This window comes from Aquirufa sp. Wall-65K1, assembly GCF_054558475.1.
In genome coordinates this window covers 1-24,925 of the sequence record NZ_JBPXKD010000004.1, presented here as the reverse complement: position 1 = coordinate 24,925, position 24,925 = coordinate 1, and the positions used below count along the sequence as shown (strand labels likewise).

28 protein-coding genes and 4 tRNA genes are annotated in these 24,925 nt (G+C 37.1%); 25 read left to right on the top strand and 7 right to left on the bottom strand.

Translation table 11 applies throughout. The annotated features are described in order from the left end of the window. The first annotated feature begins 12 nt into the window (after positions 1 to 12). The 9 genes from ACST15_RS07430 (at position 13) to ACST15_RS07390 (ending at position 7,008) form a co-directional block, all read left to right on the top strand. The gene (locus ACST15_RS07430; RefSeq protein WP_459454026.1) at positions 13 to 1,917 is read left to right on the top strand and encodes a cytochrome c oxidase subunit I; all 1,905 of its coding nucleotides are present in this window, start codon (positions 13 to 15) and stop codon (positions 1,915 to 1,917) included. 71 nt (positions 1,918 to 1,988) lie between these two features. After that, a complete protein-coding gene (locus ACST15_RS07425; protein WP_459454025.1) occupies positions 1,989 to 2,894 on the top strand; it encodes a COX15/CtaA family protein in 906 nt (301 codons plus the stop codon). Position 2,895: 1 nt separating this feature from the next. Beyond that, complete coding sequence (cyoE, locus tag ACST15_RS07420; protein ID WP_459454024.1) at positions 2,896 to 3,744, top strand: heme o synthase; 849 nt, start codon at positions 2,896 to 2,898, stop codon at positions 3,742 to 3,744. Between the two features lie 4 nt (positions 3,745 to 3,748). Further along, positions 3,749 to 4,327: a cytochrome c oxidase subunit 3 gene (locus ACST15_RS07415; RefSeq protein WP_459454023.1), complete on the top strand. Its 579-nt coding sequence runs from the start codon at positions 3,749 to 3,751 to the stop codon at positions 4,325 to 4,327. A gap of 11 nt (positions 4,328 to 4,338) precedes the next feature. Next, on the top strand, positions 4,339 to 5,106 hold the full coding sequence (locus ACST15_RS07410; protein WP_459454022.1) for a cytochrome c oxidase subunit 3: 768 nt from the start codon (positions 4,339 to 4,341) through the stop codon (positions 5,104 to 5,106). Positions 5,107 to 5,125: 19 nt separating this feature from the next. Continuing rightward, positions 5,126 to 5,443 (top strand): cytochrome C oxidase subunit IV family protein, encoded by a 318-nt coding sequence (locus ACST15_RS07405; RefSeq protein ID WP_459454021.1) that lies wholly within the window; start codon positions 5,126 to 5,128, stop codon positions 5,441 to 5,443. A gap of 24 nt (positions 5,444 to 5,467) precedes the next feature. Then, positions 5,468 to 6,187, top strand: a complete 720-nt coding sequence (locus ACST15_RS07400; RefSeq protein WP_459454020.1) for an SCO family protein — start codon at positions 5,468 to 5,470, stop codon at positions 6,185 to 6,187. 1 nt (position 6,188) lies between these two features. Then, positions 6,189 to 6,728, top strand: coding sequence for a DUF420 domain-containing protein (locus tag ACST15_RS07395; RefSeq protein ID WP_459454019.1), 540 nt, complete (start codon positions 6,189 to 6,191; stop codon positions 6,726 to 6,728). Beyond that, positions 6,721 to 7,008 carry a hypothetical protein gene (locus tag ACST15_RS07390; protein WP_459454018.1) on the top strand — a complete coding sequence of 96 codons (288 nt, stop codon included), beginning with the start codon at positions 6,721 to 6,723 and terminating at the stop codon, positions 7,006 to 7,008. Before ACST15_RS07395 ends, ACST15_RS07390 begins: the two co-directional genes overlap by 8 nt. On the opposite strand, the gene murI is transcribed toward ACST15_RS07390, so the two are convergent. Continuing rightward, the gene (gene murI, locus ACST15_RS07385; RefSeq protein WP_459454017.1) at positions 7,009 to 7,818 is read right to left on the bottom strand and encodes a glutamate racemase; all 810 of its coding nucleotides are present in this window, start codon (positions 7,816 to 7,818) and stop codon (positions 7,009 to 7,011) included. Between the two features lie 105 nt (positions 7,819 to 7,923). On the opposite strand from murI, the gene ACST15_RS07380 reads away from it, so the two are divergent. The 16 genes from ACST15_RS07380 to mutL all read left to right on the top strand — a co-directional run bounded on the left by ACST15_RS07380 (position 7,924) and on the right by mutL (position 18,915). Then, positions 7,924 to 8,472 (top strand): RNA polymerase sigma factor, encoded by a 549-nt coding sequence (locus tag ACST15_RS07380; RefSeq protein ID WP_459454016.1) that lies wholly within the window; start codon positions 7,924 to 7,926, stop codon positions 8,470 to 8,472. Continuing rightward, entirely contained in the window at positions 8,469 to 9,260 is a 792-nt protein-coding gene (locus ACST15_RS07375) for a hypothetical protein (RefSeq protein ID WP_459454015.1), read from the top strand. Before ACST15_RS07380 ends, ACST15_RS07375 begins: the two co-directional genes overlap by 4 nt. A 4-nt stretch (positions 9,261 to 9,264) precedes the next feature. Next, on the top strand, positions 9,265 to 10,443 hold the full coding sequence (locus tag ACST15_RS07370; RefSeq protein ID WP_459454014.1) for an outer membrane beta-barrel protein: 1,179 nt from the start codon (positions 9,265 to 9,267) through the stop codon (positions 10,441 to 10,443). 101 nt (positions 10,444 to 10,544) lie between these two features. Continuing rightward, a tRNA-Tyr gene (locus ACST15_RS07365) sits at positions 10,545 to 10,630 on the top strand. A 43-nt stretch (positions 10,631 to 10,673) separates the two neighbouring features. Continuing rightward, a tRNA-Gly gene (locus ACST15_RS07360) sits at positions 10,674 to 10,746 on the top strand. Between the two features lie 86 nt (positions 10,747 to 10,832). Beyond that, positions 10,833 to 10,904, top strand: a tRNA-Thr gene (locus tag ACST15_RS07355). A gap of 84 nt (positions 10,905 to 10,988) precedes the next feature. Then, positions 10,989 to 12,176, top strand: a complete 1,188-nt coding sequence (tuf, locus tag ACST15_RS07350) for an elongation factor Tu (protein ID WP_109321965.1) — start codon at positions 10,989 to 10,991, stop codon at positions 12,174 to 12,176. A gap of 136 nt (positions 12,177 to 12,312) precedes the next feature. Then, positions 12,313 to 13,059 carry an NIPSNAP family protein gene (locus ACST15_RS07345; RefSeq protein ID WP_459454013.1) on the top strand — a complete coding sequence of 249 codons (747 nt, stop codon included), beginning with the start codon at positions 12,313 to 12,315 and terminating at the stop codon, positions 13,057 to 13,059. Between the two features lie 61 nt (positions 13,060 to 13,120). Beyond that, positions 13,121 to 13,194 (top strand) — tRNA-Trp (locus ACST15_RS07340). A 35-nt stretch (positions 13,195 to 13,229) separates the two neighbouring features. After that, entirely contained in the window at positions 13,230 to 13,421 is a 192-nt protein-coding gene (secE, locus tag ACST15_RS07335; protein ID WP_459454012.1) for a preprotein translocase subunit SecE, read from the top strand. Between the two features lie 35 nt (positions 13,422 to 13,456). Beyond that, positions 13,457 to 14,053, top strand: a complete 597-nt coding sequence (gene nusG / locus ACST15_RS07330; protein ID WP_109321962.1) for a transcription termination/antitermination protein NusG — start codon at positions 13,457 to 13,459, stop codon at positions 14,051 to 14,053. 755 nt (positions 14,054 to 14,808) lie between these two features. Further along, entirely contained in the window at positions 14,809 to 15,246 is a 438-nt protein-coding gene (gene rplK / locus ACST15_RS07325; RefSeq protein WP_109321960.1) for a 50S ribosomal protein L11, read from the top strand. Positions 15,247 to 15,284: 38 nt separating this feature from the next. Then, complete coding sequence (gene rplA, locus ACST15_RS07320) at positions 15,285 to 15,983, top strand: 50S ribosomal protein L1 (protein ID WP_130924446.1); 699 nt, start codon at positions 15,285 to 15,287, stop codon at positions 15,981 to 15,983. A 2-nt stretch (positions 15,984 to 15,985) separates the two neighbouring features. Further along, a complete protein-coding gene (gene rplJ, locus ACST15_RS07315; protein ID WP_130924445.1) occupies positions 15,986 to 16,519 on the top strand; it encodes a 50S ribosomal protein L10 in 534 nt (177 codons plus the stop codon). A gap of 67 nt (positions 16,520 to 16,586) precedes the next feature. Further along, positions 16,587 to 16,973, top strand: a complete 387-nt coding sequence (gene rplL, locus ACST15_RS07310) for a 50S ribosomal protein L7/L12 (protein ID WP_166229839.1) — start codon at positions 16,587 to 16,589, stop codon at positions 16,971 to 16,973. Positions 16,974 to 17,067: 94 nt separating this feature from the next. After that, positions 17,068 to 18,915, top strand: coding sequence for a DNA mismatch repair endonuclease MutL (gene mutL, locus ACST15_RS07305; protein WP_459454011.1), 1,848 nt, complete (start codon positions 17,068 to 17,070; stop codon positions 18,913 to 18,915). Positions 18,916 to 18,918: 3 nt separating this feature from the next. On the opposite strand, the gene ACST15_RS07300 is transcribed toward mutL, so the two are convergent. The 6 genes from ACST15_RS07300 to ACST15_RS07275 all read right to left on the bottom strand — a co-directional run bounded on the left by ACST15_RS07300 (position 18,919) and on the right by ACST15_RS07275 (position 24,181). Next, the gene (locus ACST15_RS07300) at positions 18,919 to 19,644 is read right to left on the bottom strand and encodes a hypothetical protein (protein WP_459454010.1); all 726 of its coding nucleotides are present in this window, start codon (positions 19,642 to 19,644) and stop codon (positions 18,919 to 18,921) included. Positions 19,645 to 19,772: 128 nt separating this feature from the next. Continuing rightward, positions 19,773 to 20,573 carry a pyrroline-5-carboxylate reductase gene (gene proC / locus ACST15_RS07295; protein WP_459454009.1) on the bottom strand — a complete coding sequence of 267 codons (801 nt, stop codon included), beginning with the start codon at positions 20,571 to 20,573 and terminating at the stop codon, positions 19,773 to 19,775. A gap of 3 nt (positions 20,574 to 20,576) precedes the next feature. Next, on the bottom strand, positions 20,577 to 21,689 hold the full coding sequence (locus tag ACST15_RS07290) for a peroxiredoxin family protein (protein WP_459454008.1): 1,113 nt from the start codon (positions 21,687 to 21,689) through the stop codon (positions 20,577 to 20,579). A gap of 9 nt (positions 21,690 to 21,698) precedes the next feature. Further along, complete coding sequence (gatB, locus tag ACST15_RS07285; RefSeq protein WP_459454007.1) at positions 21,699 to 23,153, bottom strand: Asp-tRNA(Asn)/Glu-tRNA(Gln) amidotransferase subunit GatB; 1,455 nt, start codon at positions 23,151 to 23,153, stop codon at positions 21,699 to 21,701. Between the two features lie 58 nt (positions 23,154 to 23,211). Then, entirely contained in the window at positions 23,212 to 23,613 is a 402-nt protein-coding gene (locus ACST15_RS07280) for a MerC domain-containing protein (protein WP_459454006.1), read from the bottom strand. A gap of 16 nt (positions 23,614 to 23,629) precedes the next feature. Continuing rightward, positions 23,630 to 24,181 carry a hypothetical protein gene (locus ACST15_RS07275; RefSeq protein WP_459454005.1) on the bottom strand — a complete coding sequence of 184 codons (552 nt, stop codon included), beginning with the start codon at positions 24,179 to 24,181 and terminating at the stop codon, positions 23,630 to 23,632. Between the last annotated feature and the right edge of the window lie 744 nt (positions 24,182 to 24,925).

Here is a 24,925-nt window from a genome sequence, read left to right as displayed (position 1 = left end):
AAAATAATACCTATGTCAACAGCCGTATCAACTACTGAAGAAGTTATCGCTCATGGACACGATCATGGTCATGATCACGAGCATGAACATCATGAACTTGGTTTTATCCGTAAGTACATCTTTTCAGAAGATCATAAGACGATTGCAAAACAATATTTAATTTCTGGTATCCTATGGGCTTTCATCGGGGGAGCATTATCCATCATATTCCGCTTGCAATTAGGTTTCCCAGATATGAGTTTAGAGTGGTTAAGACCTGTATTAGGTGAGTGGATTGACGAGTCTGGTAAATTAGACAAAGAATTTTATTTAGCCTTGGTAACCATGCACGGTACCATCATGGTATTCTTTGTATTGACTGCTGGTCTTTCAGGAACTTTCTCTAACTTCTTGATTCCTTTACAAATTGGAGCCCGTGATATGGCATCTGGATTTATCAATATGTTATCATATTGGTTCTTTTTCTTGTCATCCGTAATCATGTTCTCTTCTTTGTTCATTGAAACAGGTCCAGCATCGGGTGGATGGGTAATTTATCCACCATTAAGTGCCTTACCTCAAGCCATGCCTGGTTCAGGATTAGGTATGACGCTATGGCTTACTAGTATGGCTCTCTTCATTGTATCTCAATTGATGGGTGGTATTAACTACATCTGTACTATTATTAACTTGAGAACTCGTGGTATGACATTTACTAAAATGCCATTAACCATTTGGTCATTCTTCTTTACAGCGGTGTTAGGTTTATTATCTTTCCCTGTATTGTTATCTGCTGCATTATTGTTGATTTTTGACCGTAGCTTTGGAACTTCATTCTACTTATCAGAAATCTATATTCAAGGTCAAGCGCTTCCAAATATGGGAGGTAGCCCAATCTTGTACCAACACTTATTCTGGTTCCTAGGGCACCCTGAGGTATATATCGTATTATTACCTGCATTAGGTATGACTTCAGAAGTTATCGCAACCAATGCTCGTAAGCCTATTTTCGGTTACCGTGCTATGATTGGTTCAATGATGGGTATTACTGTACTAGCCTTTATTGTGTGGGCTCACCACATGTTCGTTACTGGTATGAATCCATTCTTAGGATCGGTATTTATGTTCTTAACCTTAATTATTGCTGTACCATCAGCGGTGAAAGGATTTAACTACATTACCACCCTATGGAAAGGTAATATCGTATTTACACCAGCCATGTTATTCTCAATTGGTCTTGTATCCTTGTTTATTTCAGGTGGTGTTACAGGTATCATTTTAGGAAACTCTGCTTTAGATATCAACTTACACGATACGTATTTTGTAGTGGCTCACTTCCACTTGGTAATGGGTGCTGCATCATTCTTTGGCTTAATGGCTGGGGTATACCACTGGTTCCCTAAAATGTTTGGTCGCATGATGAATAAAACAGCAGGATATATTCACTTCTGGTTCACTTTTGTGGGTGTATACTCTGTATTTTTCCCAATGCACTACACAGGTATTGCTGGTTTCCCAAGACGTTACTATTCATTCACCGCTTTAGGAAATGATAGTCAAGCAGCTTTCACAGATTTAAATGCATTCATATCTTTTGCCGCTATTATTACTTTTACGGCTCAAGCTATTTTCTTTATCAACTTCTTCTATTCTATTTTTAAAGGAAAGCGTGCAACACAAAATCCTTGGAAGTCAAATACCTTAGAATGGACTACGCCAATTGTACCTGGACACGGAAACTGGGAAGGAGAAATTCCTGCAGTTTATCGTTGGCCTTACGACTACAGTAAACCAGGTTCTGAGGCGGATTTCATCCCTCAAACGATCCCTCACTCTGCAACTCCAGAATCAAATCTACCTGAAGAGAATGATGAGATTGCAAAAGAAAAGGAAATTGAAAGTTTATTAGCGGCTCAGAACGAGAGTTACAACCGATAAAAACCAATAACCTAAAAGATGCATCGAAATGAATCTCATTTGGATGCATCTTTTTTTTTCTCCCTATAACCATGACATTCCATAAATTTGGCTTTGTTACTTTGCTCTGTATCTACCTACTCATATTAGCAGGAGGAATCGTTCGAAGTACTGGATCTGGCATGGGATGTCCGGATTGGCCAAAATGTTTTGGAAGATTCATTCCTCCAACAAAAGAATCCGAATTACCGCTTCATTACGAAATCACCTACAAAGAAAAATTACACGGTGAAGTCTTATTCAATCCAATAAAAACTTGGATTGAATACATCAATCGCCTCATTGGTGCTTTAACAGGTTTATTTGTATTAATAACAACCATATTAGCTTATAAAACAGGAAAGAAAGAATTCATTTTATCTTTCCTAGCTTTATTACTCGTTTTGGGCAACGCTGTTTTGGGGAAATATGTGGTTGATTCATTTCTATTACCTGGTGTAGTGACCTTACACATGTTATTGAGCATAGGAGTACTCTTTTTGCTTTTAAAAGCCTTACAAGTAAAACAAAGCAGAATTGAAGTGAGTCCGACTATCCGTACTTGGATGCTAATCAATTTATTTATCTGTGTAATACAAATTGTATTAGGGACACAGGTTAGAGAGGAGATGGACCATGTAATTGTTCAATGGGGAGAAAATGCTAAATCGGAATGGGTTAGCCACTTAGGCATCATTTACATCATCCATAGAACATTTTCTTGGGTATTAGTAATTGGTCACTTAATACTGTGGTACAAAATAAAAAAATCAAATTTTAGTTCAATAAAAAACTATAGTACCTACTTATTAGTTTTTCTTAGTATATCCTTACTAACAGGAGTTTTAATGGCCTATGTCAGTTTACCTTTAGGTAGTCAAGCTATACATTTAACCATTTCACTCGTCATTTTAGGATTACACATGAACACTTGGATTAAAACGAGTTTAAAAGCATAAAATGTCAAGCATAAAACCATATATAGCTTTACTGAAATCCAGACTATCCATTACGGTAGCTTTCTCTGGTACATTTGGCTATTTATTGGCACCGATTGAACATACAACTTTTCATATCATACTCATTTCATTAGCAGGTTACTTACTCACAGGAGCAGCCAATATTGTAAATCAATTAAAAGAAATTGATTATGATAAATTAATGAAAAGGACCGCAAAAAGACCATTGCCTACCGAAGTCCTACGTCCACAGCAAGCCAAAATTTATGGCATAATTATATTAATCATTTCCTTGGGATTGCTAGGGTATTTATCCTGGAAAGCCGCTGTTATAGGTTTCATATCGTATATTTTATATGGATTTGTATACACTCCTTTAAAGCGAGTTGGGCCTATTTCAGTATTTGTTGGAGCTATTCCTGGAGCCTTTCCTCCGATGATAGGATGGCTTGCAGCCACCAATGAATTTGGTTGGGAACCTGGTATATTATTTGCCATACAATTTTTCTGGCAATTCCCACACTTCTGGGCTATCGCCTGGGTGGCAGATGCAGATTATAAAAAAGCCGGATTCAAAATGCTACCTAATGATGGAAAGAAAGACATGAAAACGGCTTTCACCATCATGATTTATACGATCTTTTTAGTACCTCTGGGCCTTGTGCCTTATTTATTGCACATGACAGGAATTCAATCGGCGATTATTGCGGTAATAGCTGGTTCCTTATTCCTTTGCCAAACTTTTTATTTAATGATGCGTCCTACCGATAAAGCCGCAAAATGGATGATGTTTGGATCTTTTTTCTATTTACTCATAGTACAAATTGCCTTTTTATTTGATAAAATTTAATATCATGAACGCAGAAACCAATTCTATAGAAGTAAAAGCAACACGTTCGGTGAACCCAAAAATATTCACGATGTGGTTGTTTATTGTATCTATTATCATGCTCTTTGCGGCCTTCACGAGTGCTTACCTAGTGCGTAAAGCAGAGGGTAACTGGGTCGAGTTTCAGCTGCCTAATTTATTTTGGATAAGCACAGTCGTATTACTCCTAAGTAGTGCTTCTATGCATTTTGCATTATTGGCAGCAAAAAAAGACCAATTTAATGCGTTAAGAATAAGTATTTCTATTACTTTTGTGCTCGGATTATTGTTTTTAGTATTACAATATTTCGGATGGATACAATTGGTCGAAATGAACGTTTATTTCGTGGGTAATCCATCAGGGTCCTTTGTTTATGTATTATCAGGTCTTCATGGTCTACACTTAATCTCAGGATTAATTGTTTTGATAGTAGCCCTAGTAGCTGCATTCCGAATGAAAATCAATGCCAAGGCCCTAACTCAAATTAAAATTTGTTCCACCTACTGGCACTTTTTAGATGCCTTGTGGATATATTTATTTTTATTTTTAGTGTTTAACAATTAAGCTATTACCTCATGTCAGTTGCACACGCTGCCCCTTCTGTTCCTGAAAATTTAACCTGGACAGGTGGTTCTGAACCTCTTAAAGCTAGTTATGGAAAACTAATGATGTGGTTTTTCCTACTTTCTGACACCTTTACATTCTCGGCACTTTTGGTGACTTATGGAATGATTCGTTTCAGTCAGCCAGCTTGGGAAGGAAGTCCAAGTGATTTCTACTTTTCAACACAACACTGGCCAATCCCAGAAAAAGTGTTTGAAGCAGTACCATTTTTACATGGCATTGCATTACCCTTGGTATTCGTAGGAATCATGACCTTCATTTTGATTGCATCTTCCGTTACTATGGTATTAGCTGTTGAAGCTGGTCATCGTGGAGATCGTAAAGATGTAGAAAAGTGGATGCTTTGGACTATTGTAGGAGGTTTCACCTTCTTAGGTTCTCAAGCTTGGGAGTGGAGTCACTTCATTCATGGCCCAGAGGATTTATCTTTAGCAGCAAAACAACTGGTAGATGGAGTAATGACACCTATAGAAGGAGCTAATCTAGTTCGTAACCCATATGGCCCTCCTGCCTTTGCTGACTTATTCTTTTTCATTACAGGTTTCCACGGAACACACGTATTTTCAGGAGTAATCCTTAACATATTAATTTTCTTTAATGCCGCTACAGGAGTTTATGAGCGTAGAGGTCATTATGAAATGGTTGAAAAAGTAGGTTTATACTGGCACTTTGTAGACCTTGTTTGGGTATTCGTATTTACCTTCTTTTATCTTGTTTAATATTTAATTCACCAATCATATGGCTTCGCACGTTACTGCACACGAAACCTCAGAAAAAGAAATTCCAGCTCCACAAACTGCTGCGATTTGGAAAACTTTTTGGATTCTTTTAATTCTAACAGCAATCGAGTTCGTTATTGCCTTTACATTACCGGCTAATACATTACGTGTAGCCATTTTCTCTGGCATGACCATCGTTAAAGCTTTTTATATAGTAGGTGAGTTTATGCACTTAAAGCATGAAGTTAAAACCCTTATCTGGGCTGTTTTAGTACCTACTATTTTCGTTGTATGGTTACTAATCGCATTGATCTACGAAGGTGGTCATTTGTATTAGTAGATCTTAAACTCTTATTGGCGCATGACTAAAAAGACAGGCATTTTATTAACCATTTTAATAGTGCCTGTCTTAATATATTTAGGCCTGCACGAATTTGGCAATAATCATTTTCAATTACCTAGGTACATTCCAGAAATTGACTCCACCACTGGAGAAGTCAAAATGGAAAAAAGGGTCAATCCTCGTTGGAATGAATCTGACATGGATACTGTATTTTTCCGTATTCCCCCATTTCAGTTAGTAGATCAAAAAGGAGCTCCATTTTCATCTAAAGTTTTGGACAATCAAATTTACGTCGCGAGCTTTTTCTTCACTCGTTGTTCAACTATTTGTCCAAAAATCACCTCACAGGTTAGTAGACTTCAAGATACATTTAGTCAAGATTCTGATATTAAATTATTATCCATTTCGGTGGACCCGAAATATGATACACCAGAAAAATTGGCTGCCTATGCCAAACGATTTGATGCCAAAGCCGGTAAATGGTATTTTTTGACAGGAGATAAGAAAACGATTTATCCCTTAGCACTTAAAGGATTTCATGTACCCCTTGCAGATGCATCTGAATATGACCAGGCAATTAAAAATCCAGATGAAACATTTATCCACTCTGAAAGGTTAATATTAATAGATAAAGAAAAACACATCAGAGGTTTCTACAATGGTACTGATAAAAAAGACGTAGATCGCTTGATGATGGAAATTAAAGTATTAAAAAGTATTTACGAAAGTGAAAAATAATATGGCAGCATATAAGATTGAAAATACACCGAAAAATAACCAAATAGTTAACATCTTATCTTTGGTTATTCCCATAGCAGTAGCTTTATTAAATGCGATTCAAACCAAACTTCCTTTAGGTACTTGGACAAAAATCCTTCCCCATATTAATGGCGTTTTAAATGCCACATGCTCCATCATATTAGTTTTAGGTTTTATTGCTATCAAAAATAAAAATATAGATTTGCACCGTAAATTGATGGGTGTGGCATTCATTCTAGGAAGCCTTTTCTTAGTCTCGTATGTTAGCTATCATATTTCCAATGAGCCTACCAAATTTGGTGGTTCAGGATGGTTAAGACCAACCTATTATATTCTATTATTTTCTCATATTTTACTTTCTATCGGTGTTGTTCGATTGGTATTGAAGGCCATATTTTATGCCTTAACAGATCAAATTGATTCCCATAAGAAATTAGTGAAATGGGCCTATCCTATTTGGTTGTATGTAAGTGTAACAGGTGTTTTGGTTTACTTATTAATTGCCCCTTATTATGTCTAAAAAGTTAATACTTGTATTCTTTTTATTTTTCTTGCTAAGTCAATTCGATGGTTTAGCTCAATGTGCCATGTGCCGTACCACTGTAGAAAGTAGCATTTCAAATGGACGAACTAATATTGCGACAGGTTTAAATACCGGAATTTTATATTTATTATCTGCTCCCTATTTATTAGTAGGAGCTATCGCTTTTTTATGGTTCCGTCAAAGTAAAAAGGAACAACAAGAAAGAATAGCAAAGTGGAGAATCAAACAAAAGGTAAGTCAAATCTTGGGTCAATAATTAATCCCAGATAGGATATTGGGTCAGCTTAATGGCCTCCCCAAAGAATATCTGCGTAGACTTTTCAAAAGAATCCGTGTAATCAGACACAAAAAATTGCCTAGAACCTGTTTCACCTGCTTGAATCGACAAATCTTGTTGATCCAGTATACGTTTAATTTCTTGAGCTACAATTTGAGAAGTATCAATGACTGGAATTCGGCCTTGATAAAATTGGTCAATTTGAGACTTGATTAAGGGGTAATGGGTACAGGCTAAGATTAAACCATCAATGTTTTTTAGCACGTCTTGTTCCAAATATTCCCTAATAATCTGCTCAGAAATGGTATTATTAAAAAAGCCCTCCTCAATCATAGGAGCTAATAATGGAGTCGCAAGTGATTGAATATGGATGTCTTTACCCAAAGCTTCAGCCTTTCGTGCATAAATTCCTGAATTGACAGTTTGCTTCGTACCAATCAGACCAAGAGTTTTACCCGCCCATTGTTGATCCAAATACTGAATAACTGGATCAATTACATTTACCACAATCGCTTTCGTGCCCACATAGGTTTTCACTAAATCATAGGCTGCGGCAGAAGCTGAATTACAAGCGATTAAAATTAATTTGCAGTTTTTTTCTAGCAATAAATTACAAATCTTAACTGAATAGGCTTGGATAGCGGTAGCCGATTTGTCTCCATAAGGTAAGTGGGCGGTATCCCCAAAATAAATAATAGGTTCTTGAGGAATAAGTTCTGTAATGGCATGAGCAAGGGTTAAGCCTCCAATTCCACTATCAAAAATCCCAATGGGTGCTGAGTTTGGCATACATGTTAAATCTGCGTAAAGAAAGGAATTTTGAAAATCTTTTCAAACCCATGCAACCATTTATGTTTAATGCACATCTTTACGTTCAAATAAGTTCTATAATCATTGAGTAAAACTTTACTACCCTTCAAGAGCGAACAAGAGTTAATCCAAGCTTGCCAAAAACAAGATCGGAGAGCTCAGCAAATTGTCTACCAAATCAATGCTGGTAAGATGATGGCCGTGTGTAAGCGCTATCTAGGTGTAGGTCCAGATGCGGAAGATGCATTAATGGAAGGTTTCATGAAGGTCTTTAGTAAAATAGACAACTTCCAGGGCCAAGGAAGTTTTGAGGGTTGGATTCGAAAAATCATGGTGAATGAATCATTGATGAAGATTCGGAAAACGGCTAATCGCTATGATCAGGACATTGATGAAACCTATGATGTGGCACATCCAGAAGATGCACTAATGCATTTAGGAGTGGAGGAAATTCAAAATTTGATTTTAGAATTACCGCCAGGCTACCGGACGATATTTAATTTATATGCCATTGAAGGCTATTCACATGTTGAGATTGGGGACATGTTACAAATATCAGAAGGTACATCCAAGTCGCAGCTCTCAAGAGCCCGACAAATTTTACAGAGTAAATTAAAGGAATTACAAGCATGAAAAAATCGACTGTTGACAATTGGGATTCCATTGAGAAAAACTGGAGAGAAAAACTAGACTCTCATGAAGAGGTAGTGCCAGGTGCTATATGGGAACAAATGAAGAAGAAGCTTGATGAAAAAAACAAAAAGGCATACCCTTTTATCATTCATCGTAGGCAATGGTCATGGGCCGCAGTTCTGTTGATTTCCTTTGGATTAACTTGGTGGCAGTTATCCAATACAGATACACCGGTAGTGGGAGAAAAAGTATCCAGTAAATTGACAAGCAAGATTCAAGTGCCAAGAAATGAGTTAGCTACAACAGGCAATTTGGAAGATAATATTCAAATAGTAACTGTCGAAAATCCAAAGCATGCTACAGCTATAAGTCCAGGTGAAATTCATTCAGCGGTTTCGAAAGAAATACCAGAGGAGTTGAAGTCTAGCCCATTCATTGAAGAAAATAAACCCAATTCAAACCCTATTATTTTAGCCGATAATAGAAGTACAGAAAAAGAAAATCCCGCTTTATTGGCGAAAGAAGAAAGTGTCGAATTACTAATTGACATTCAACCTAGCCAAGCGAACAACCAAGAAAAAGTAAATAGCTATGTTCCGGAGCCTAGCAAAAAAAGAAATTCCTTGTTTGCTCGTGTCGTGAAACAATTAAGACAGGCTATCGATGGAGAACCTGTAGATTGGCAAACGTTAAAACAGGGAGACCCCAAACTAGAAAACAGTATTCACCAAGTGGCGAATACGTATATCAAAACCGAACAAGTAGTACAAAGAACATTTCAATTTTAAGTATATGAAAAATCTATTCATCTTAGGATTTATCCTATTCAGCACAGGCTTATTGGCCAAACCTACGCAAGATTCCTTATTATTAAAGATAGACAAGCGGAATCAAGAAATTATTGGAAATCCAAGTAATTCAAAAAAATCCTTGAAGGAAGAATTGCAAGCAATATTTGCAAAAAATGGAATTGTATTAGAAGATAGTTTGTGGCAAAGTATTCGTAAGGCGGTACAAGCTGACAGTGACAAAGACACATCCATTGTCGTTACCATTGGAGGAAGGAATGTTAATATCAAATTACATCAAAATGGATTTAATGGCACCCAAGAACTAAGCACCACTAAAACCATAAGAGCCAGTTCCCCAGGAAACAACAATAAACAGGTGAACGTGGGGATAAACGGGATACATGTGAAAGAAGGCAACGAGGAGGTGCATGTTGGTTGGAATGGAGTTCAGGTAAAAGAGGGTGATGAAGTTACCCGGGTAATTTGGGGAAAGGATTCCACTAAAATTCAAGCAAAAGATCGAAATTTTTATCAAAGAAAAGGTTTAAATCTTTATTTGGGATTAAATGGAACTTCAGGGAATTTACCCGCAGTCAGTATTGCCCAATTTCCAGCACCACTTTTATCCACGGATTTTGCTTTGAAACCCTTAGGATCTAGGTATGCAGGGATTGAAATTGCTCGAACTATTCGAATGGGTGGTGGCAAAAAATCGAGATTCAACCTAGGTTATGGCTTGCAATTTGATTGGTACAACTTCATGTTTGATCATAATCGAATTATTCAAAAAGGGAATGATGCCATTATTTTTCAACCTATTCTCAATGCCAATGGGGGCGAAACCGTTCTTTCCAAGAACAAAATGACGGTTAGTTATTTGACATTACCAATTATACCACATTGGACCTATTCAAAAGAATCTTCGGTTCAAATGATTGGTTTGGGGGGATATGTTTCATACCGACTAGATAGTTATACGAAAGCTTTGGAAGATAAAACAGACAATTTATATAAATCGACCTCCAATTTATTTGTTAATCAAATTAGATATGGTGTGCGAGCGGAATTTGCTTTGAAACATTTCCCTGATTTATTTTTCTCTTATGATTTAAGTCCGTTATTTGAGAAGGGAAAAGGACCAGATGTGCAGGCATTTAGCTTTGGTTTAAGATTATTATAAAATTAATTTAGAAATTTTTGACCAAGGTGTTTGTGGATACCAAAATTTGAGCTACTTTTGCGAACTATTTCAGTAAAACGTTTCACTGAAATAAGAAAGAGGGGGATATACCAGAGCGGCCAAATGGGGCAGACTGTAAATCTGCTGGCGAATGCCTACGGTGGTTCGAATCCATCTGTCCCCACCATTCGCACACAGAAAAGTACCAAATTTTTGTGTTGAAAGTATCAGCGGGAGTAGCTCATTTGGTAGAGCGATAGCCTTCCAAGCTATAGGTGGCGGGTTCGAGCCCCGTCTCCCGCTCAATAAACATCGTACTGTGAGGAAACTCATAGGCGATTTTTACATTGGTAGGGCCCAGAAGACCTACTATTGGCCCTAGGGTAAAGGCCTTTGTAGCTCAGTGGTAGAGCACTTCCTTGGTAAGGAAGAGGTCGGCAGTTCAATCCTGCTCAAAGGCTCTAAAATACCAAAATTACTCGCAAGAGTAGCTTCGATTAGCACATTTTGAAACTTTTTATAACTAAATTAAGAACTAAATAATCATGGCAAAAGAGAATTTTGACCGAAGTAAACCCCACGTAAACATTGGTACTATTGGCCACGTTGACCACGGTAAAACTACCTTGACTGCTGCTATCACAAAAGTTCTTTCTGAAAAAGGTCTAGCTGAGAAGAAAGATTTCTCTTCCATTGACTCTGCTCCAGAAGAGAAAGAGCGTGGTATCACAATCAACACTGCTCACGTTGAGTATTCAACAGCTAACCGTCACTATGCTCACGTTGACTGTCCAGGTCACGCTGACTACGTGAAAAACATGGTTACAGGTGCTGCCCAAATGGACGGTGCTATCCTAGTAGTAGCTGCTACTGACGGACCAATGCCACAAACTCGTGAGCACATCTTGTTGGCACGCCAAGTTGGTGTACCTCAATTGGTTGTTTTCATGAACAAAGTGGATATGGTGGATGATCCAGAATTATTAGAATTAGTAGAAATGGAGATTCGCGAGCTTCTTTCATTCTATGAATTCGATGGCGATAACATTCCAGTAATCCAAGGTTCTGCTTTGGGTGGTTTGAATGGAGATGCTAAGTGGGTTGCAACTATTGACGCATTAATGGATGCAGTAGATAGCTGGATTCCACTTCCTAAGCGTGACGTAGATAAGCCATTCTTGATGCCAGTTGAAGACGTATTCTCGATCACAGGTCGTGGTACTGTAGCAACAGGTCGTATCGAGACAGGTGTTATCAACTCAGGTGAAGGTGTAGATATCTTAGGTATGGGAGCTGAAAACTTAAAATCAGTTGTAACTGGTGTTGAGATGTTCCGTAAGATTTTGGATCGTGGAGAAGCTGGAGATAACGTAGGTTTATTGTTACGTGGTATTGAGAAAACTGATATCCGTCGTGGTATGGTTATCTGTAAGCCAGGTTCAGTTAAGCCTCACACTAAATTCAAAGCTGAGGTTTATATCTTGTCAAAAGAGGAAGGTGGTCGTCACACTCCATTCTTCAACAAGTATCGTCCACAGTTCTATTTCCGTACAACAGACGTAACAGGAGAAATCATGTTGCCAGCTGGTGTGGAGATGTGTATGCCAGGTGATAACTTGACAATTGAAGTTACATTATTGAACCCTGTAGCTATGGACAAAGGTCTTCGTTTCGCGATTCGTGAAGGAGGTCGTACAGTAGGTGCTGGTCAGGTAACTGAAATCTTAGACTAATATTTTATTAGATATAGAAAAAGAGCGGTTTATCCCGCTCTTTTTTTTTGCCTAAAATATAGAATTTCTCTTAGATTTGTCAACTTTTTGAAAGTTGACAAATCTCAAACGAATGAACCTTGAAATAAATTATTCTATGAAAAAGATCCTTACATTATTATCACTAATCTTATTAAGTCATCTAGCTATCAGCCAAGAATACTATGAAATAAGAACCTACCAAATGAAATTCAGAGGTAATTTGGGTGTTGTTGAAAAATACATTTCGAATGCCTTGATTCCGGCATTAAATAAATATGGTGTTTCTAAAGTGGGTGTATTTAAAGATTTAGGGAAACCAGAACCGGCAATATTGGTCGTTACAATTCCTTTTTCTTCCTTAGAATCATACGCTGGTTATAAAGCAGCCTTGGAGAAGGATGAAGCTTATTTGCAAGCCAGCAAAACCTACTTTGACATGGTTGGATTGGATAAACCATTATTTGAAAAAATATCAGCTTATTTGGCCAAAGGCTTTAAGGGTCACCCAGCCTTAACCTTACCAACCAAAAATGAAGGTAGAATTTACGAATGGAGAACCTATGAATCCTATAATGAAGATGCTTTACGTAGAAAAATAGCCATGTTTGACGACGCCGAACTACAGGTATTTGAAAATGTAGGTTTACATCGCGTATTCTTTGGCGAAGTGTTAGCAGGAGAAAATACACCATGCTTAAGTTATATGGTAAGCTTTGAAAACATGGCAGAGCGTGATAAAAATTGGGCTAAATTTTCAGCCGATCCAGAATGGAAACGCATTTCGAATGACCCAAAATATGCCAATAGTCACTCAAGAACCGTTCGCCGTTTCTTAGAACCTACCTCATATTCGCAATGGTAATAACTTATAATTAAACTGAGGTTTGCGAATTAGGAAAATTTGCCTAAATTTGCAGTCCTCTACGGGCATAGTATAATGGTAGTATGCAGGTCTCCAAAACCTTTGGTCAGGGTTCGAATCCTTGTGCCCGTGCCATGTAATAATTTTAAAGCCGAATAATCGGTGAAAATATGAGCAACTTTACATCATTAATTAAGGAATCTTGGGTAGAAGTAACAGAACACGTTACTTGGCCTAAATTTTCTGAACTGCAATCAAGTTCTATATTGGTTTTAGTGGCCTCTCTAATTTTTGCCATCTTGGTAGGATTAGTTGATTTGGCATTCAAATCTGGATTGGATTTATTTTATAGTTCATTTTAACAGGGCTTAACCCGATCCTTAACACGAAAATAGCCATGGCAGAGACTAAATGGTATGTTTTGAGAGCAATTTCAGGACAAGAGAAAAAAGTAAAAACGTATATGGAGAACGAAATCGCACGTCAAGGCGTGGCAGATGCAGTTCCTCAAATATTGATTCCCACTGAAAAAATCTATGAAATCAGAAAAGGGAAAAAGGTTATTCGTGAGAAAAATCTATTTCCTGGCTATATCATGATTGAAGCGGATTTGGCGGGAGAGGTGAGTCACATCTTAACTTCTACACCAGGTGTTATTGGTTTCCTTCAAACCATGAATGAAGAAGTAGAGGAAACAAAAATTGAAGGAGGAAAAACTAAAAAGGTAAAAGTGGTTGTTAAAAAACCAATGCCATTGAGTCAATCCGAAGTTAATCGTATTTTAGGTAAAGTAGATGAATCTGCAGCTGTAGAAGATTTTGCTTCTGTATCCTTTATCAAAGGTGAAACAGTACGAGTTATTGACGGACCATTTGCTACATTTGAAGGTACTGTTGAGGAGATTCACGAAAACAGCAAGAAATTATCTGTAATGGTGAAGATTTTCGGCAGAAATACTCCTTTAGAATTAAATTATTCTCAGGTAGAAAAATAAGACCTTATTTTATATAATTCAATAAACCCCGGCCATCAGGTTGGGGTTTATTATTTTAACATTAATTTACTGTTTCCATTATCGAGTAAAAATACTTACTCGAGGTAACTTTCTCCATCATAAGAGTTCGGATTCTGCCCTGCGTTTTTACATTAAAAATACTCGAACTGAAATTTTTCAAAGTAATAAATCTATCAAATGACAAATTTTAATAGGCCTCTGGAATTTGATCGAAATAGAATTTCAAACAACTAATAGCATTTTCAATATTTGATAGATTTACAAGAGGAGGACTGTCCCTATTTTTTTAATATTTACTCAAAAGATTAATAACACCACCTTTTAACTACCCTAGCCCTAAATTAAATTTTAATTTCCTCATTTCGAATGTCTATTGTTTTAGGACCCAATTTTAGATCAAAAATAATGGAGATAGTGACTCATCCATTTCTCACCTAGCCTTTGCTGGCAAATCCGATATTAATATATAAATCGACAAGCTCTCCCCAATCAATGGAAACATGGATTTAAATATTAAATTGATTTATTGACAATTAGCTTTGGTATATCAAATAAATCTCCTAATTTTGCAGTCCGTTTAAAAAGCGGCATTCTATTTGTTTGATTATCAAATGAATGAATGGATTGGAAAGTTTGTTACGCTGGAAGATCAAAACGAGGTGCATCAGATAAGGAAGCTTCCACCCTTATTGGCAGATAAACCTCAATAATTCACTTAAAAACGATGTTTTAATATGGCAAAAGAAATAGCTGGTTACGTTAAGCTTCAATGCAAAGGTGGCCAAGCCAATCCTTCACCGCCCATCGGTCCTGCATTAGGTTCGAAAGGATTAAATATCATGGAGTTCTGTAAGCAGTTCAATGCGAGAACTCAAGATAAAAACGGCGTAGTATTGCCGGTCCTTATTACTTATTACGCAGATAAATCGTTTGATTTTGTTGTAAAAACTCCTCCTGCACCTATTTTATTATTAGAAGCAGCTAAGGTGAAATCAGGTTCGGCTCAGCCAAACTTGAAAAAAGTTGGATCAGTTTCTTGGGATCAAGTGCGAGTAATCGCTGAGACTAAGATGCCAGATTTAAACTGTTTTACAATTGAAGCAGCAATGAGTATGATTGCTGGAACGGCCCGATCAATGGGTATTACTGTTTCTGGAGAGAAACCGTTCTGATTTTAATAATCAGGATTTAACATTTTAATAAAAAGGTAATGGCAAAACTTACGAAGAAAAAAAAGGAAGCCCTTTCAAAATATGACGCGACGTTAGAGTATTCTCTTAACAAAGCGGCTGAAATTTTGAAGGAAATTTCCTATACAAAATTCGACGCCTCTGTGGACATTGATGTTCGCTTAGGAGTAGATCCCCGCAAAGCCGACCAAATGGTTCGTGGTGTGGTTGCCCTACCTCATGGAACAGGAAAAGACGTACGAGTTCTCGTATTATGTACTCCTGATAAAGTCGAGGAAGCAAAAGCAGCCGGCGCTGACCATGTAGGATTAGATGATTATATTTCAAAAATCGAAGGAGGCTGGACCGATATCGATGTAATCATCACAATGCCTACGGTTATGGCCAAATTAGGTCGCTTGGGTCGTGTGTTAGGTCCACGTGGACTTATGCCTAATCCAAAGTCTGGTACAGTAACTTTGGAAGTAGGAAAAGCAGTAAATGAAGTGAAAGCTGGTAAAATTGACTTTAAAGTTGATAAAACTGGTATCATCCATACCTCTATTGGTAAGGTCTCATTTGATGCAAGCAAAATTGCTGAAAATGCGCAAGAAGTGATTAATACGTTGATCAAATTGAAGCCATCTTCTGCAAAAGGTACATATGTTAAATCGATCAATATATCTTCTACTATGTCTCCGGGCATTGTTATTGATAAGGCGACAGTAACTGGATTGTAATCATGACAAGAGAAGAAAAAAATCAGATTATTGATGAGTTAAGCGAAAAGTTCGCGGTAACTCCGTACTTCTACATTGCAAGTACAGCCGGTTTAACAGTAGCTCAAGCTACAGAATTCCGTAGAATGTGTTTTTCAAGAGGTTTAGAATACAAAGTATTCAAAAACACTTTGATTGCAAAAGCATTAGAGAAAACGGGAAATGACTATTCTGCATTCAACGAAGGTGTATTGAAAGGTATGTCTGGAATCATTTTCTCCCCAGAAAATGCTAAAGTTCCAGCTAAATTGATCAAAGACTTCCGCAAAGAAGCAGGAAAGGATAAAATTGCATTCAAAGGCGCTTCTATTGAAGGTGGTTTATATATTGGTGAAGACCAATTAACAGCACTTGAGAATATCAAGTCGAAAAACGAGATGATTGGAGAGGTTATTGGCCTATTACAATCGCCTGCTAAAAACGTTATCTCTGCTCTTACAAGCGGCGAGAAGAAATTAGCTGGTATCGTAAAGACTTTAGGAGAGCGTCCTGAATAATTACCAGATTTAACCGGGTCATAAGACCCACAAAATAATTAATTCTTAACAATTAAATTTTCAAAAAATGGCAGATTTAAAAGCGTTCGCTGAACAATTAGTGAACTTAACTGTAAAAGAAGTAAATGAATTAGCTGCTATCCTTAAGGATGAGTACGGTATTGAGCCAGCTGCTGCTGGTGCTGTTGTAGTTGCAGGTCCTGCTGCTGGTGCTGGTGACGGTGCTGATGCTCCTGCTGAGAAAACATCTTTTGATGTGATCTTGAAAGCTGCTGGTCCTAACAAATTAGCTATCGTTAAATTAGTGAAAGACTTAACTGGTTTAGGTTTGAAAGAAGCGAAAGATGTAGTTGATGCTGCACCGAAAGCTGTTAAAGAAGGTGTATCTAAAGACGAAGCTGAAGGTTTGAAAAAATCTTTAGAAGAAGCTGGTGCTGAAGTTGAATTGAAATAATTCACACACTGATTTTATAAAAAAAGGGGATGGCAACATTCCCTTTTTTTTGCTTTATTTGAATTCTAATTGCCTTTTACCAAAACATTAACTCATGCGTGATTTGATACAATTACTTCCCGATGCCATAGCAAACCAAATTGCTGCCGGAGAAGTAGTACAAAGACCCGCTTCTGTGGTAAAAGAGCTCATGGAAAATGCCATTGACGCCCAGGCAACTTATATCCAACTCATCATCAAAGATGCAGGCAAAGGTGTCATTCAGGTCATCGATGATGGAACAGGTATGTCAGAAACAGATGCTCGAATGTGCTTCGAAAGACATGCGACTTCCAAAATTAGAAAAGCTGAAGATTTATTCAGCATCAAAACCATGGGCTTCCGAGGAGAAGCTATGGCTTCCATAGCATCAGTGGCTCAGGTTGAATTAAAAACCAGAAGAGAACAAGACGAATTAGGGACCTTAGTTCGAATAGAGGCCTCTAGCCTAAAAACTCAGGAAAGCATTCAGCATCCTGTAGGCACATCGATTACGGTTAAAAATTTATTCTATAATATCCCCGCACGGAGAAATTTCCTCAAATCGAATCCTGTGGAAATCCGCCACATTCTTGATGAGTTTCAACACGTAGCCCTTGCTCATCCCAATATTCGCTTTTCCTTTGTTCAAAATGAACAAGAAACCTATCAATTGCCCGCAGAAAAGCTCGGTAAACGAATTGTCGATTTATTTGGAAAAGGTTATCGAGAACAACTAGCCTCTTGTGAGGAAGACACCTCCTATGTCAGCATAAAAGGCTATGTGGGAAAACCAGAACATGCCAAAAAGACGCGGGGCGAACAGTTTTTCTTTGTCAATGATCGCTTCATTAAAAATGCCTACCTCAACCATGCGGTGATGAGTGCTTATGAAAGATTATTGCCAGAAGGTGCATTTCCATTCTATGTTTTGTTTTTAAGCATCGATCCTAGTCACATTGATATCAACGTTCATCCAACGAAAACGGAGATCAAATTTGACGACGAAAAGTCGATTTACGCCATTGTTCAAGCTGCCGTAAGAAAGACGTTAAGCATACATAACCTAATTCCTTCCTTGGATTTTGATACCAATGTCAATTTCAACATTCCTCATGTTCCTTCAAATCTAAACTCATCAAACAAAACAAGTACTTTTTCCCCAAGTACGGGTAATTCACATAAACATGTACAAGATGCCTGGAAAAAATTATACGAGGGTTTACAAGATAATATTCAGGCATTTGAACAACAAGCTCCCCAGGTAAAGCCAGCCTTATTTGAACATTCAAATAACGCTTCTGAAACTATTCTCCAGAGTAGAGCCAACCAAAGAGAAAATACAGCATTTAATTCCACAAATTTTCAGGTCATCCAAATTTTACAAAAATACTTAGCCCTAAGCTGGTCAAATGGTCTCATTTTGATTGATCAAAAAAGGGCTTATCAACGTATTCTATATGACCAATTTATGGATCATTTGCAGCGTAAAAATGGGGCATCTCAACAATTACTTTTCCCTAAATTATTACACATTAGTCCTGCCGACCAATTAATATTAGAGGAAATCAAAGAAGACCTCATCTATTTAGGTTTTCAATTGGCACTAGAAGAAGGGACTAAATATTGGGTAAAGGGGATACCCGCAGGTTTAGGAGAGGAAGACGGCCAATCCCTGCTCGAAGGGATTTTAGAACAGGTAAAACATGAAGCTAGCGATTTAGGTAAACACCGTAATGAAAAAATAGCCCAAGTCATGGCCAATAGGTCTGCCATCCGTTACCAGCAAAAAAAATTGAGTTCTGAGGAAATGAATGCCTTAGTTGAACAATTATTCGCTAGCAGTAATCCCAACTCCTCCCCCAATGGAGAACAAATCAGTAGAGCTTTAGCTGCTCAAGAAATCATGGACTTACTCAACTAAGACCTATTTTTTGAATTTAGCTTTCGAGGGATTGAATTGCTTTTTAGCCATTTTAACCACCGCATAAATCATATTGGCTACTGTAGCAGGAACCATGGTAATTAAGCCCATTCCTTGCTTGTAATCAGGATTTTGGTTTAAAAAATCATTGACATACTTATTTTTATGTCGCAAGGTTTCAAAATTCAAACTAGTTTCTTCCATTTTGAATGGAGTCTTTCGGACACGACTAAACCTTTCTATTTCAAAAAGATCATAAATCTTATGAATAATAGCTGTTTGAGAAGGTAGATTATTTTCATATCGCAAAAAGTTTTTGGTATACTCCCGAATAACCGAATATATAATTGGATTTATAGGATTGGAATAGAATACCACTTTTTTGGATAAATTCTTCAATTTTATGAAGATCATCTCCCAAAGAAAATCATGATAAGGCATTTTTACAATGTGCCTGTAATTTCTTTCTACCGATAATGTTAATCGAATTATAACTAAATCTTCATGGGTCAAGATGGTAAAATAGCAGAAACCAACCATCTTGTCTTTCACCATGAAACTCCAAACAAAAACTTCGTCAGGAACCGGTCGACAAAATGAGCCACCCAAAGCTTCTTCTAGACTGAGATTAGGACCAATGGTATGTGATAAAATAGTATAAATGCCTGAAAACAAGTCTGATTGAATATCAATATCCTGTTTTTTTATGTGGTACTTTACAACCCTCATAGAACAAATTGAAATTAAAAGTACCCTTTACTATAAATTTAAGCTCTAAAGAAAGCGGAATTTTTTAAAATTATCATCCTATAGATGAATATCACAGCATTAAATTCATAAAATCATGTAAGCTAAAATTATTTAGCCAACTCCACAGCTCTGTCGCGTGCCGCAAATATTCCCTTTTGAAGGCCCAACCCTACTTCTTTTTCAGCAAAAGCCTTTAATGCCGCTTCAGTAGTTCCTCCTTTAGAAGCAACCGCTTGAATTAATTCATCCAAAGACTTATCGCTCGTTTGCATGAGATGATAAGAGCCTAACATTGTTTGTTTAACTAATAACGATGCCATGGAAGGATCAAAGCCCATTGCTATGCCTGCATCAATCATGTTTTTGATTAAATAAAAGAAATAAGCAGGTCCACTACCACTTAAACCAGTCACCGCATCCAATAGACTTTCTTCTTCTAAAAATACGGCACGGCCTGTTGAGTTGATTAAATTCTCCGCCAATCGAATATCTGATAAACCCACTTCAGGAGCAGAAGCAAACGCGGTCATACCCATACCCAATAGTGCCGGAGTATTAGGCATAGCACGAATTATTAATGGATAGGATAGACTTTCTTGTAATTTTTTGATGGGTATCCCTGCCATAATGGAAAGAACCAATTGACTCGGACGCAAATATTGTTTTAACTCTTCCGAAACGGAAGGATAGTCTTGAGGCTTAACAGAAAGGATGACTAAATTAACTAATGATATTTTATCTGATATGGTATCTACTACAACCCCTGCTTTTTGTTCTTGTAGAATATCTCCTCGTTCCTTATTTTTTTCGATAAGCAAAAGGTCCTCTTTCTTAACTAAATTATATTGAATAAATGAGTTGGCAAATGCCATCCCCATATTTCCACAACCTATGATTGCAATTTTCATATGTTATTTTCCTTTAAATAAATCTTCTAAAAACTGATCTAAACTAGCTCCACGAAGGCCTTTTGCCATTATTTTGCCATCTTTATCCAACATAAATGTCATAGGAATAGCAGAAACTTGATAGGCCTGCGCTGCCACAGAATTCCAATACTGTAGGTCGGAAACATGTTTCCAAGTCAGCTGATCAGTTTCAATAGCCTTTAACCATGCACTTCTATCTTGATCTAAACTCACCCCAAAAATCTCAAAACCCTTATCTTTAAAACGGGCATAGGTTTTTATCACGTTGGGATTTTCTCGTCGACAAGGGCCACACCAACTTGCCCAAAAATCAATTAAGACATATTTCCCACGTAAAGATGAGAGAGCTAGTTTTTCACCAGAAGGAGACGGCAAACTTATTTCAGGAGCTTCTGAGCCAACTTGAACACCCTTGAGCCGCTTGATATTTTCTAAAAACGGTTTGATTTGCGGGTGATTGGGTCTTGCCGCTTTAAACGTTTCGGCAATCGATTCTAAAGTCTGCATTTCCGACTCGATTGGAAGGAAATTCGTAGTCCATAGTGCCACCAAATTAGAACCCATCTGAGGAATTAAAGCTTTAATTTGGTTTAGAGCTAGATTTTGAGCCGTTTCAAATTCTTTTTGAATTCGAGTTTGAGATGCTGGTGTTTTTTGAATTTCGGCATTCCAAGCAATGACTTTTTTTTCTAGACCTTTTGAAATGGCCATCACTTGGTTCATCATTTTAATATTAATGGACTCTCCAGTTACGCTATAGGTCCCTGGCTTATCAGGAATATTGACTCCATCCGCTTCAATTTGCACCTGCTCATTGCCCTCCAAAATCACCATAATTTTTTGAGGATTGGCTATGTCATAGCAATTTATCAAATAAAAGCCGCCATTGTCTCTTACTTTCCCACGAAATAGGACAGAATTATTTTGATCTGGACTTAGCGAATCTATTTTAACAGCTTGTCCTCGACCATTGAGAAATTCCAAATAAATTTTCCGTTGAGGTACAATTTGCTTAAGCTTAACTTGAATAGTAAATTCTTGAGCCTTCAGGGCAAAGGACAAGAAGATAAAAGCAAATAAACATATACGATGCATAGCTGTAGATTATTGGGTCAGAGCTTCCTGAACTAATTGATTAACTAATTTTGGGTCAGCTTTTCCTTTTGATTTCTTCATTACTTCCCCAATAAACAGGGCAATTAACCCCTTTTTACCTTTTTGGTATTCTTTAACTTTATCAGGAAAGGCCTTAATGACCTCTTGAACAAAATTGGTAAGCTCATCATTATTACTAGCTAAAGACCAGCCATTTTCTTCGACCAATTGTTTAGGACTTTTATCCCTTACTTGAATACAAAGTGGGAATAATTGATGAGCCGCTAAGTTATGGGTAATGACGCCTTGTTCTACTAGGTCCACAATTTCTGCTAAACTTTTAGGGCTTATTTCAAATTCGTGGATATGCAATAAACTTTCATTCAAATGGGATTTTACAGGACCCATCAACCAATTAGACAATGCTTTATATGCCTTGGTGTTAACAGCAGCTTCTTTAAAATACAAGGCCATTTCTTTGGTATCAGCTAAAAAATGGGCATCATAAGCGGGTAAGCCATATAGGTCTATCAATTCCAGTTCTTGCTCCCATGGGAGAAGTGGCATAGTCGATTTAATATCATTGATCCAATCCTGGGTGATGTGCAAAGGTGCTAAATCTGGCTCAGGAAAATAACGATAGTCATTCATGGTTTCTTTCACACGCATGCTAGAAGTTCTTCCCGTATGAGCATCAAAAGTCCGTGTTTCCTGAATGATGGTTTCGCCAGCATCTAACATAGCCGCTTGACGACTGCATTCATATTCTATGGCGCGTTGGATATTCCGAATGGAATTCATATTCTTGATTTCCACTTTGGTACCCAGTGTAGTCGTACCAATAGGTCTTAAAGAAATATTGACATCAGCGCGTAAAGATCCTTCTTCCATGTTTCCATCGCAAATCCCTAGATAGCGAACTAATTTTCGTACTTCAGAGACAAGAGCAAAGGCTTCATCAGAGGAATGCAAAGTTGGGTCAGTAACCATTTCTATTAGAGGTGTTCCTGCTCGATTGTAATCAATGAAACTAAATGGATTATCACCTTCATGCATGGATTTCCCAGCATCTTCTTCTAAATGAATATGATGAAAAGAAATGTATTTTTCCTCCGTTTTTAATTTGACTTTTATTTTCCCACCTATACAAATAGGTGTCTTATCTTGAGTAATTTGATAACCTTTTGGAAGATCTGGGTAAAAATAATTTTTACGATCAAAATATTGCCATTCATTAATTTCAGAACCAATAGCGATTCCCATTTTAATGGCATATTCCACTACTTTTTTATTTAAAAATGGCAAAGTGCCAGGATGACCCAAACTAATAGGGGATATTAAGGTATTAGCCTCCCAACCAAAGCGGACTGCGTCATGGGCAAATATTTTAGAATCCGTTTGCAATTGTGCATGGATTTCAAGTCCGATAACTGGTTGATAAGTAGCCGATTGAAATGTACTCACAGATTTGAAATAATTAGGTCATCAATAGTCTGTAAAGATACAAAAAAGGATAGGAAAGCTAGGCTTGGTGCTTGATTTTACACGTACAGGCGACCTTATGTTGATAATTTACCCAATAAGCGATTGAAATAAACACCCCTAATAACAGACCGAAAGCCCAGTCAAAGGAGTTTTTAGCCCATAAAACTTCAATCAGTTTTACCAAAACCGCTAAACCCAAATAAATCATGGGTAAGGGCTTACGATGTCTTTTGTAATCTTGAAAGAGAAGTATTAAAGCTAACAAGAAACTGGTAGAGACCAAAATCCATTCAAAAGTAGAAGTAAAGGCAAAGCTACTAGCAATGTATGGGGCAAAAAACAAAAAGATGGGAAGTGTCAAACAATGAATGGCACAGGCGATTGAAAAAAACAATCCCATTTTCTCTACTGGCAATAAATGTTTGTACCTTTTATACATTTAGATATTTTCCTAATTATTTAACTTCAAGTTTAAACTCTAGGTCTATATCGGTAGAACCAATTTCTTCGTCACCAGTTTTTGTCCGTTTTCCATTGGCTGGTGGCTGGTGTTTTAGAATTACATGAAGCTTACCAATACCTTTACCTTGAGTTTTACCTGTATTTTTCAAGCCCAGTGGTAAATTATTTTTATCCTTATCCTTTGCTTTGACCGAAAATAAAGAGGCCGGAGTTACTTTAAACACAAATAAATGAGCTTCTGCGTCTTCTTTAATTTTTTCCGTAACATCAACTTTTGTTTTTTTAGATTCATCATAAACTTTCACCTCCATTTCGTAGCTTTCATTGGCATCTAGCACAATGGACTCAAACTTATCGGGAGGAGTAATGGAATTAGCATCCAAATCTTGAAATGAAAAAGTCTTGGTGACATTTTTACTATTCGTAAACTCCAGATCCACCGTGGTGATAAGTTCATTATCATCGGTAGGTTCTACTTCTGGATCTTTTTTACAGGACAATAAGGTCAAACTCAAAAAGAAAACGGAATAAATTAGACGATTCATAAGTTATTAGTTTGCAATAGTGTTGCAAAGATAAAAAGAAAAATAATCAATGCAACAGTGTTGCAAAATAATTATCAAGGAATTTCTATTATTGGAGAAAAAAAATTAGCTGTTCGACATGTTCCGCAGAGTCATGTCGAATAATAGATTATTGGAATTTGTAATTCCATTTTAAAGGTTAAAATCGAAAACTGGCTGTTCGACATGTTCCGTAGGGTCATGTCGAATAATAGATAATTAGAATTTGTAATTCTATTTTTAAAGTTTAAATTAAACGCTTCTTTATATCTAATGTCAAGGTATTTCTTTTTTTGGAGAAAAAAAGAAACAAAAAAACCTAGTTTAAAATACGGTTAATCCTAAGACGAATTCCGCTTTGCGGAACCGATGCTCACTCCGCATACGGCTTTAATTTTTGACGCTAAGCTAAACCCTTCGCACTCGGTCAAAAATGCGCCTGCCGCTTCGCTCATGCTTCGTTCCCATTTTTGTTGGGATTAACGTTTGAATGAAGAATGTAGAATGTAGAATGTAGAATGGTAAGGGATAGTGATTATAAGGATATTGGTAGTAAATATCAATAAAGTAGATTTTATTTAGTAAGGTTTAGTAGATATTGTACAAACCCCTTATTACTTGGACAGATTTGTAGAAATAGTTGTGTAATAATTGCTTGTTTTTTCGTTTAAATTTTGTCTAAGGTATTGATAATCTTGGTTTAAAACATCACTGGTTTCGTGTTGG